General features: G+C 66.6%; 1 pseudogene. It reads left to right on the top strand.

The annotated features are described in order from the left end of the window. Positions 1-536 (top strand): annotated as a pseudogene (locus BUQ68_RS24605) (IS110 family RNA-guided transposase); the annotation flags it as partial.

The following is a 536-nucleotide window of genomic DNA, read 5'->3' as shown; positions in this document are numbered from 1 at the left end:
CGAAGATCTGCACGGGATCGAAGACCGAATCGCGACCGTCACGCGCGACATCGAGGCGATCGCTGCCCGGGACGACCGAACCCGCCGCTTGATGACGATCCCTGGCATCGGCGCGCTGGGCGCAACCGCACTCGTCGCAGCCGCCGGGGATGGTCGCCAGTACAAGCGAGCTCGGGACATGGCTGCCTGGCTCGGCCTCGTGCCGCGGGAGCACTCGACCGGTGGCAAGGTCACGCTGATGGGGATCAGTAAACGAGGGAACGGGTATCTCCGGCGGTTGCTCGTCCACGGCGCCCGGTCGTGCGTCACGCATCTCGATCGTAGTCGCGACAGATAGGGAGCGTGGCTCGACGGCTTGGGGAAGCGAATGCACGGCAACAAGGTGACTGTCGCGCTGGCAGCGAAGGTCGCCAGGATCGCCTGTGTGATCCTCACCCGGCCAGGAGCCCTCTACGAGTGCCGGCGTGAGGAGGGCGGCTTTGGCCGACAGACTGCGAGGCTCGAGGAAAGTGATGACGAGACAGCCGATCGGCGCA

Source organism: Mongoliimonas terrestris (genome assembly GCF_001927285.1).
GTDB lineage: Bacteria > Pseudomonadota > Alphaproteobacteria > Rhizobiales > Pleomorphomonadaceae > Chthonobacter > Chthonobacter terrestris.
The sequence above is the reverse complement of the archived record's forward strand: the minus strand, read 5'-3'. Positions and strand labels throughout refer to the sequence as shown.